This window comes from Solibaculum mannosilyticum (assembly GCF_015140235.1).
Taxonomy (GTDB): Bacteria; Bacillota; Clostridia; order Oscillospirales; family Acutalibacteraceae; genus Solibaculum; species Solibaculum mannosilyticum.
On sequence record NZ_AP023321.1, the window covers coordinates 2,532,501 to 2,541,474 of the forward strand.

Genomic DNA, 8,974 nt, shown 5'->3' on the forward strand with positions numbered 1-8,974 from the left:
GGCATTGATTATGGAGAGCATTCTTTCAAATTATTTGAAACGGTTTTGCGGCAAACGAGTCGCCGTAGTGGGATTGGGCATCAGCAATACCCCTTTGATCCAACTTCTTTTAGATGCAGGTGCTCAGGTTATCGGCTGCGACAAACGGGATCTCGCCGCGTTAGGCGAAAAAGCCTCCCAGTTGCAGGAGGCAGGTGTCCAACTGAAATTGGGGGAGGATTATCTCTCCTCCATCCAGGCCGACGTCATTTTCCGCACTCCCGGCCTCTCCTATACTCTGCCCGAGCTTCAGGAATATCGCAAACAGGGCGTAGCTATCACCTCTGAAATGGAACTTTTCTTCGACGTCTGTCCCGCTACCCTCATCGGCGTCACCGGGTCAGACGGCAAAACCACCACCACCACCCTCATCGCCGAAATGCTGAAGGCCGCCGGTAAGACGGTTTATCTGGGCGGCAACATCGGCGCTCCCCTCCTCCCTCAAACCGATCAGATGAAGCCGGAGGATTACGCTGTGGTGGAACTTTCCTCCTTCCAGCTTATGTCCATGCGCCGCAGTCCGGACATCGCCGTGGTGACCAACCTCTCTCCCAATCATCTGGACATCCACAAGACCATGGAGGAATATATCGACGCCAAGAAAAATATCCTTCTCCATCAAAATGGCCTGAGCCGTTCGGTGCTCAATCTGGATAACGATATCACCGCTTCCTTTGCCTCCCTCACCAGAGGGGATATCCTCTTTTTCTCCCGTAAGCAGGCGTTGGAATCCGGGGCCTATGCCGCGCCCGACGGGACGTTATGCCTCTCCCGCAACGGGCAGAAAACAGCGGTCATGAAGGAATCGGATATTCTCATCCCCGGCAAACACAACGTGGAGAATTATCTGGCAGCCATGGCGGCGGTATGGGGAATCGTCGATCCTGAGACCATGGTGCAGGTGGCCCGCTCCTTTGCAGGGGTAGAGCACCGCATTGAGTTGGTCCGCCAAAAGGACGGGGTACGGTGGTACAACGATTCCATTGCCTCCAGTCCCACACGCACCATCGCGGGACTTTTATCCTTTGACCAGCGGGTGATTCTGATTGCCGGTGGGTATGATAAGGATATCCCCTTTGACGCCCTAGGTCCTAAGATTGTGGAACGTGTCAAATGCCTGATCCTCATGGGCGCTACGGCTGACAAGATCGAGGCGTCGGTCAAGGCAAGTCCTGGCTGGAGCAGCGATACCACCCCCATCCTGCGGGTAAACAATATGGAGGAGGCGGTGGACGCCGCACACAAAGTAGTCAAATCCGGCGATATCGTCACCCTGTCCCCCGCCTGCGCAAGCTTTGATCTATATCCCAACTTTGCCGCCAGAGGCAGGCATTTTAAGGAGCTTGTCAAAGCCCTATAGGCGGACAGTGTCCGCTTCCACGTCGCGCTCCGGGCCTTTTGCAATAGGAACTCTTGGCGGCACGCGAAGTGAGGCTGAGTTAACTCTGTTTTGGAGCTACAGGAACCGGGCGTTTGGGGAGAAGTTTCTACTAAATCCTTAGGACGATGTGGCTCCAGGCTCTGCCTGGCGGGCAGGGCCCCCTTCCACGTCGCGCTCCGGGCCTTCTGCAATAGGAACTCTTGGCGGCACGCGGATGGGAGCTAGATTGGCTTTCTCCTGGTATTTTTAACACCATGTCTATCAAAATAAATCTGCCCTTTCAATAAGGTTAGGGCGTCGTAAGGAGCATTGTCATGGATACCAAACAGCTTTTATTTGATCTATGCGCCCCGTCCGGCCCGGCTGGCCGGGAAGGAGAGGCCGCCGAAAAGGCAGCAGAGCTTCTCTCTCAGTTTGCCTCTGTGCGTCGGGATGCTTTGGGAAACGTACTGGGTCACCTGGGAGATCCAAATGCGCCCCGTCACATCCTGCTGGACGCACATATCGATGAAATTGGATTGGTGGTCATCAGCCTTTCCGACGGATTTCTGAAGGTGGGCAAGGCCGGCGGGGTGGATATCCGCACCCTCCCAGCCCACGAAGTGGTTATTTGGGGACGCAAGCCCATTCCCGGACTGTTCTGTGCTACCCCTCCCCATCTCAGCAAAGACAGCGACCGCAGCAAATTCTCCCCCCTGGACGAAATGATGGTGGACACCGGTCTCACCGCCGATCAGCTCAAGGATCTGGTTCAGCCGGGAGACCGTGTCACGTTGAAACGAAATTCGAAAAATCTGCTTGATGATCGCATCACCTGCGGGGCATTGGACGACCGAGCGGGAGTGGCCTCCCTGCTCAAATGCGTCTCCCTGTTGCCGGGGCTCAAAAAAACGCAGGTGACGGTTCTCTTCAGCGTCCAGGAAGAGGTGGGACAGGCCGGCGCCATCACCGGCAGCTTCGGCGTGGACGCCACCGAAGCCATCGCCGTGGACGTCAGCTTCGCCATGAGTCCCGGATGCCCCTCCCACAAATGCGGCAAGCTGGGGGACGGGGTTATGATCGGGTATTCGCCTATTCTTTCCCGTCCCATGTTCGAGAGACTGGTGTCGCTATCCAAAGAGGAGGATATCCCCTACCAGACCGAGATTATGGGGGGAGACACCGGCACCAACGCCGATTATATCGCCATCTCCCGCACCGGCATCCCCTGCGGCCTATTGTCCATCCCCCAGCGGTACATGCACACCGCCTGCGAAGTGGTGGATGTCCATGACGTAGACGCCGTCGCTAAGTTGCTGGCCGCCTATATCGTGAAAGGGGATGCTTGAACATGATGGAACTGCTAAAACAGCTTTGTGAGATCCCGGGAATCTCCGGCCGGGAAGAACGGGTCAGGACATTCCTGATGGAGGCCATCGGGGACAAGGCCCAATGTAAGGTGGACGCCCTGGGAAATCTCCTGGTGCACAAGGAGGGCAAAAGCCGCGGCATCAAACGGGTCTTATTGGACGCCCACATGGATGAGGTGGGATTTCTCATCACCCATGTGGATGAAGAGGGTTTCTTACGTTTTACCACGGTAGGCGGCATTGATTCCAAAGTGCTGCTGGGCAAGCACGTGCTGGTGGGGGACAACCTCCTCCCCGGCGTCATCGCGGGAAAGCCCATCCATCTGCTGAAGGCCGATGAACGGGACAAAGCGGTAGACGCTAGTGATCTGCGCATCGATATCGGTGCCTCGTCCAAAGAGCAGGCGGAGCAGGTCGTTCATCCCGGAGACATGGCTGTATGGGACACCTCCTTTGAAAAGATGGGCAATCTCCTCAAAGGCCGTGCTTTGGATAACCGCGCCGGTTGCGCCATGCTGTTAAAGCTGGTGCTGGGAGAGGTCCCCTATGACTTGGATGTGGTATTCTCGGTCCAGGAGGAGATCGGCCTCCACGGTGCTAAGACGGCCGCCTTCGCATTAACTCCCGATCTGAGCATCGTAGTGGACACCACCACTGCCGCCGATCTATCTGGCGTTCCGGAGGAAAAGAAGGTGTGCCGCCTGGGATCAGGTCCTGCCATCTCGTTTATGGATCTTCGCACCATGTATGACAAATCCCTTTATGACGCCGCTTTTTCCATGGCAAAACGTCTGAACATCCCCTGTCAGCCCAAGGCGTCGGTATCGGGAGGAAACAACGCCGGGGCCATCCATCAAAGCGGGACGGGTGTGCGTACTCTGGCCCTGTCCACCCCCTGCCGGTATCTCCACTCCCCGGCCGGGCTGATCTGTGAAGACGACCTGACAAACGGTCTCATTTTGGTGCGGGAGCTGTCAGCTGCAATGGCATCTGGTCAGCTTTGACAAAAAGAGGCGAACAACCTCATTTTTCATCAAAAATTGATTGATTTCTCTGGTGATAGTGTACTATAATAGAACCATTCTCCTTCTAGGAGATTAAAAGGATAGTCCCTCTGATAAATGAGATAAAAAGAGTAAGGAGGAAGCAATATGATCACTGGCGCACAAGCTATGGTGGAATGTCTCAAGTGCGAGGGTGTCACGACGGTATTCGGCTATCCCGGCGCCACCATTGCCCCTTTTTATGATGCGCTGTTTGCCTCCTCCATCCGCCATATTCTGGTGAGGCAGGAACAGAATGCCGGTCATGCAGCCAGCGGTTATGCCCGCATCTCCGGCAAGCCCGGCGTGTGCATCGCCACGTCCGGCCCCGGCGCCACCAATTTGATTACCGGCATTGCCACTGCCTATATGGATTCCATCCCCCTGATCTGCATCACCGGCCAGGTTCGGTCGGATCAGTTGGGGCGGGACGTCTTTCAGGAGGCCGATATCACCGGCGCTACCGAATCCTTTATCAAACACAGTTATCTGATTAAAGATGTGAAAACCCTTCCCCGGGTCTTTAAGGAAGCTTTTCACATTGCCACCACAGGCCGGCCCGGTCCGGTGCTGATTGATATTCCTATGGATGTCCAGCTCCAGGAGCTTGATTTCGTCTACCCGGAAAAGGTGGATATCGTAGGATACAAACCCTCAGTGACCGGCAACGTCCGGCAAATCCAACGGGCAGCCGATCTGATCCAGACAGCAAAACGTCCTGTACTGTGCGCCGGCGGCGGCGTCTTTTCCAGCGAAGGATACCGTCTCATTGAGACATTGTGCGAACAATGCCGCATCCCTGTGGTATCCACCATGATGGGGATCGGCGTTCTCCCCTCCGATCACCCACTCTATTTGGGTATGATCGGTACCCACGGCGTCAAAGCCGCCAACCGCGCTTTGAGGGAGGCCGATCTGCTGATTCTGGCAGGCGCCCGGGTAGGCGACCGCGCCATGGCGGCCCCGGATCAGATTGCCGAACGGGCCCATATTGTCCATATCGATGTGGATCCCGCTGAAATCGGCAAGAACATGCCGGCGGAAATCCCCATTGTAGGCGATCTTTCCAACGTACTGCGCCTGCTGATGGAACGTCTCTCCTTTCAAGCCGACGAGGCTTGGGTTCAGCATTGCGTCTCTTATAAAACCAATACCATCCCATCCTCTTCCCGGGAGGGATTTCTTAGCCCCAAGCTATTTCTCAGGAAATTGTCCGCCTCTATGGATCCCGACTGTATCCTAGTGGCCGACGTGGGGCAAAACCAAATCTGGTGTGCCAACTATTTTGGCATCCAGAAGGGCCGATTCCTTACATCCGGCGGCATGGGCACCATGGGATATTCCATCCCAGCAGCCATCGGGGCCAAGATGGCCCGTCCGGATTTGCAGGTTTGCGCCGTTTGCGGCGACGGATCCTTCCAAATGAGTCTCAACGAACTGGCCACCATCAACCAAAGCGGTGCCCATGTGAAAATGGTCGTGATGCGAAACGGACGTCTTGGCATGGTGCGGGAATTGCAGGATAAGCTTTACGGGGGACGTCACGCCGCCACAAAGCTGGACGGCAGTCCCGACTTTATGCTGCTGGCCGAAGCTTACGGCATTCCCGCCCTTTCCATCCGGGAGGACAGCCAGACAGAAGAGGCCATTGAGACTATGCTGTCGGCCGACGGCCCGTTTTTACTCCAATGTATCGTCCATCCGGACGAGCCGTCCCTGTAAAGGAGGTGGCCGCAGATGAAACATACCCTTTCGGTTTTAACCGAGAACCATGCTGGCGTCTTATCCAAAGTATCCGGCCTGTTTACCCGCCGGGGATTTAACATTGATTCCTTGGCAGTGGGTGTCACAGAGGATCCCGCCATCTCCCGCATGACTATCGTCGTCCACGGCGACGATGCGGTGGTGGAACAGGTGGAAAAACAGCTCAATAAGATTATTCCAGTCATCAAGGTCAAGACCTTCTCGGAGGGGGAATATTTGAGCCGTCAGTTGTCGCTCATCAAGGTGGCGGCACCGCCGTCCCGGCGGGCCGAATTAATGAAGATCGCTGAATTGATGAACGCTCGCATTTTGGACGTCTCTCCTACCAGTATGACCTTTGAATTTACCGATACCTTAGAGAGAACCGAAGTCATGGAGGATTTGCTCCGTCCCTTTGGCATCCGGGAGATTGTCCGCACCGGCACCATCGCCATTGAAAAGGGCGCATCCATCACCCGGAGCAAAAAGGCATCTCAAGACCAGGCAGGGCCTGGCGCCACGTCGCCCTAAGGTTTTGGCATATGCTTCTTCCCTGTGAACACGGTACCTGGGGGGACTTTTCCCGCTAGATCCCAACCCCATGCGCGGGATATTCAATTCCCGAATACCATCCTAGTTTTGTGCGCGGCGTGGAAACGGAACCTGCCCGCCCAGGCAGAGCCTAGAATCACATCGCCCTAGGATTTTGACAGATGCTTCTTCCCCGCTAGCACGGTACCTGGGGATAAAAGTATTGGGATTTTTCCAATACCAGCTCTATTTCGCGTGGCTCTATGACTTCTGTTTTACTCCGGCTTTATTCCGCGTCATGGAAGCGGGCTCTGCCCGCCCAGGCAGAGCCTAGAATCACATCGCCCTAGGATTTTGACAGATGCTTCTTCCCCGTGAACACGGTACCTGGGGGGACTTTTCCCGCTAGATCCCAGCCCATTCACGGGACATTCAATTTCCAGATACCACCCCAGTTTTACGCACGTCTTTGATGCAGGCCTTGCCTGCTTCTATATTTTGCCGATCATCGGCATAGGAGGTTTTTCTCATGGCAAAAATTTATTATCAGTCCGACTGCGACTTAGGATTACTCAAGGACAAGACGGTTGCCATCATTGGTTACGGAAGCCAGGGTCATGCCCATGCCCTTAACCTGCACGATAGTGGCGTCAAGGTGGTAGTCGGCCTTTACGAAGGCTCCAAATCCTGGGCCAAAGCCGAAGCTGCCGGCCTTACCGTTATGACCACTCCGGAAGCCGCTAAAATTGCCGATATCATCATGATCCTCATCCCCGATGAGAAGCAGGCTGAGCTCTATAAGAGAGACATTGAACCCAATCTGTCGGAAGGCAATGCCCTGGCATTCGCTCACGGCTTTAACATCCATTTCGGTCAGATCCAGCCTCCTCCCTTTGTGGACGTCTTTATGATCGCTCCCAAGGGTCCGGGCCACACCGTCCGCAGCGAATATGTGGAAGGCAAAGGCGTACCCTGCCTCATCGCCGTTCAGCAGGATGCTACCGGCAAAGCTCACGACATCGGTCTGGCTTATGCTTTGGGCATCGGCGGCGCCCGTGCCGGCGTGCTGGATACTACCTTCCAGGTGGAGACCGAAACCGACTTGTTCGGTGAGCAGTGCGTTCTGTGCGGCGGCGTAACCGCCCTGATGAAGGCCGGCTTTGAGACCCTGGTGGAAGCTGGTTATGCTCCTGAAAACGCTTACTTTGAGTGCATCCATGAGATGAAGCTCATTGTTGACCTGATCTACAAAGGCGGCTTCTCCATGATGCGTTACTCCATCTCCGACACCGCTGAATTCGGCGACTACGAGACCGGAAAACGTCTCATCACGGAGGAAACCAAGAAGGAGATGAAGAAGGTCTTGTCCGAGATTCAGGACGGTACCTTTGCCTCCAAATGGATCAATGAAAATAAAGTGGGCCGCAGCCACTTTAATGCTTGCCGCCGTATCGAATCCGAGCATCAGCTGGAATCGGTGGGCAAAGAGCTGCGTAAGATGTATTCCTGGAACGAGGAATAAATATTACAGATTGCAATGATCAAAGATCCCGGCTAGAGAATTTCCAGCCGGGATCTTTTTTGATTTATAAACTTCAAAAAATTACCGCCATACGCTGCTCATAATAGAGCTTTCCATGCATATGCTAAGGTCGGCAGGGTTGATGCTGGTACAGAAAAGGTCTGGCGCCTGCTGTACCGATTTTAATAACGCGTAAAGGAAGTACGGCCTGTAGCCAAAGGTATGAATGGTTGCAGCAAATGCCGTTTATTTGGAAAACTTACGCGCGTATCAAATCCTGCAAGGGCGCTCATACGTGAGCGCCCCGTCTTATTTTATAGGTATTTTTCTACCAATAAAAACGCCTAAGGGCCTGAGTAACCCTTAGGCGCAAATTTTTTCTTTTCCTTTAAGCAGCTTTTGAAGCTTCTGATACTTCCTCCCTTTTGCCCGGTCCCTCCCCCTCCATGAGGCCGAACTGTTCCCGTGACTTTTTCATACTGGGAAAAATCTCTTCGATCTTACGGTCCGGATAAGCATCGTCTAAAATCTGGTCCACAATACTGTGGGGCGTGGGATCAAAATAACGCTGTTTGTACCGCGCCACCGCTGCTGCCGATAAAATCATATCCACTATGAGGAAAATGAGCATCGTCCAGCTCAGGATTTCTCCCACATTTCCCCGGATAATGCCAATGAGTTTGCTGAGGGCCGGATAAATACAATAAATGAACAGTGCGCCAAGCACCGCCCAGTAAAAAGCATATTTGAGGCAGATACGCCCATTTAAATTAAAAGGTTCGTTGCTGTAATCCCACGACCGGGTGCCAAAGAAAGTTTCCTCGCAAAAGCTGAAGACATATTCAATAGCCGAACCGCACAATGCGCTGACCGCCATCAGAAGGGCCGGCCATCGCTTAAACCGATAAAGGCACAGGAGCATGACCACCGCACCGACGCCGTAAATAGGATTAAAAGGTCCCACCACCAGACCGGCACGGCTCTCCATGACCCCCACGGCCACGTAGACAAACACCTGCTCCACAAAGACGCCGATCATACATCCCGCTACAAAGGTCCAGAACAGATCATGCAAGGAGAATCCGCCAATTTTCTTTTGCCACATGGTTTCATTCTCCTTTCATGATAAGTATCTGTATTCTACCCTTTTTCCGTTGTTCTGTCAATTCTACCACAAACACAAGCTATTTCCTAGATAAATGCACTCTTCTCCTTCTATTTCCATCCGATTTTTTGATTTTTGCTTTTATTTGCCCTGTAAGGAGTTTTCCACAACAGGAGACTTCCACCACGTACCGGCATTACAAATGGCCTTACACGCAATTTAAAGCCATGAAATGTCTGGTTCGCATTGATTCAGCGGTTG

General features: G+C 53.9%; 7 protein-coding genes. 6 read left to right on the plus strand and 1 reads right to left on the minus strand.

Annotated elements, in window-relative coordinates; genetic code table 11:
- Positions 1-10: 10 nt before the first annotated feature.
- From murD to ilvC, 6 genes are all read left to right on the plus strand, one after another.
- Positions 11-1,399 carry a UDP-N-acetylmuramoyl-L-alanine--D-glutamate ligase gene (murD, locus tag C12CBH8_RS11765; RefSeq protein ID WP_215533293.1) on the plus strand — a complete coding sequence of 463 codons (1,389 nt, stop codon included), beginning with the start codon at positions 11-13 and terminating at the stop codon, positions 1,397-1,399.
- A gap of 335 nt (positions 1,400-1,734) precedes the next feature.
- Positions 1,735-2,748 (plus strand): M20/M25/M40 family metallo-hydrolase, encoded by a 1,014-nt coding sequence (locus C12CBH8_RS11770; RefSeq protein WP_215533294.1) that lies wholly within the window; start codon positions 1,735-1,737, stop codon positions 2,746-2,748.
- Positions 2,749-2,750: 2 nt separating this feature from the next.
- Complete coding sequence (locus C12CBH8_RS11775) at positions 2,751-3,773, plus strand: M42 family metallopeptidase (protein WP_246441589.1); 1,023 nt, start codon at positions 2,751-2,753, stop codon at positions 3,771-3,773.
- Positions 3,774-3,920: 147 nt separating this feature from the next.
- Complete coding sequence (ilvB, locus tag C12CBH8_RS11780; RefSeq protein ID WP_099322954.1) at positions 3,921-5,534, plus strand: biosynthetic-type acetolactate synthase large subunit; 1,614 nt, start codon at positions 3,921-3,923, stop codon at positions 5,532-5,534.
- A gap of 15 nt (positions 5,535-5,549) precedes the next feature.
- Positions 5,550-6,086: an acetolactate synthase small subunit gene (gene ilvN / locus C12CBH8_RS11785; RefSeq protein WP_147624424.1), complete on the plus strand. Its 537-nt coding sequence runs from the start codon at positions 5,550-5,552 to the stop codon at positions 6,084-6,086.
- Between the two features lie 529 nt (positions 6,087-6,615).
- Positions 6,616-7,608 carry a ketol-acid reductoisomerase gene (gene ilvC, locus C12CBH8_RS11790; protein WP_090263800.1) on the plus strand — a complete coding sequence of 331 codons (993 nt, stop codon included), beginning with the start codon at positions 6,616-6,618 and terminating at the stop codon, positions 7,606-7,608.
- A gap of 388 nt (positions 7,609-7,996) precedes the next feature.
- Here the strand turns inward: ilvC and C12CBH8_RS11795 are convergent, their stop codons facing one another.
- Entirely contained in the window at positions 7,997-8,713 is a 717-nt protein-coding gene (locus C12CBH8_RS11795) for a putative ABC transporter permease (RefSeq protein ID WP_215533296.1), read from the minus strand.
- Between the last annotated feature and the right edge of the window lie 261 nt (positions 8,714-8,974).